Source organism: Mesorhizobium sp. M7D.F.Ca.US.004.03.1.1 (assembly GCF_003998635.1).
In the GTDB taxonomy this organism is placed as follows: Bacteria; Pseudomonadota; Alphaproteobacteria; order Rhizobiales; family Rhizobiaceae; genus Mesorhizobium; species Mesorhizobium loti.
The window spans coordinates 1-759 of sequence record NZ_RZQG01001558.1 but is presented as its reverse complement, the minus strand read 5'-3'; the positions used below and the strand labels follow the sequence as shown (position 1 = coordinate 759).

1 protein-coding gene is annotated in these 759 nt (G+C 66.7%); it reads left to right on the top strand.

Annotation, left to right across the window (positions count from 1 at the left end):
- A partial coding sequence (hutC, locus tag EN935_RS38675) for a histidine utilization repressor (RefSeq protein ID WP_127374383.1) occupies nt 1-674 on the top strand: 674 nt, incomplete at its 5' end.
- Between the last annotated feature and the right edge of the window lie 85 nt (nt 675-759).

The following is a 759-nucleotide window of genomic DNA, read 5'->3' as shown; positions in this document are numbered from 1 at the left end:
TCAGTGAACGCATCATGTCCGGTGCCTGGGCGCCTGGTCACCGCATTCCGTTCGAGCACGAGTTGAGCACGCAATACAATTGCTCGCGCATGACGGTGAACAAGGCGCTGTCGCAGCTTGCCAAGGCTGGGCTGATCGAGCGGCGCCGCCGCTCAGGCAGTTTTGTGCGCCGGCCGCAGTCGCAAGCGGCGGTGCTGGAAATCCACGATATCCGCATCGAGGTCGAAGCGCTCGGCCTACCCTACCGCTACGAGCGCGTCGCGCGACACAAAAGGCGCAGCAGCGCCGAGGATCGCGCCCTGCTGGAGCTGGGCGCGGCCGGGCCAGTGCTGGCGCTGGAGTGCGGGCATTTCGCCGGCGAGCGTCCGTTCGCGCATGAACAGCGGCTGATCAATCTCACCGCCGTGCCCGAGGCAGCAGACGAGGAATTCGTGGCCATAGCACCAGGACCATGGCTGATTGGCCGCGTGCCGTGGAGCGAAGCCGAGCACCGGATTCGCGCTGTCGCCGCCGACAGGCATATCGCGGCCGCGCTCGATATCGAAGCCGGCGCGCCGTGCCTCGTGGTCGAGCGACGGACATGGAGCGCCGATCACCCGGTCACCCATGTGCGCTTTACCTACCCGGCCGAGAGCCACACGCTGGTGGCAAGGTTCAGGCCGTCGCAGGGGTGAGGCGTGTCCAGCCGCAGGCTGGCGAAAAGCCAACGATTTGGCTTTTCGAACGCCTAACGCCCGGAGCCATAGCGGAGGGCAGCGG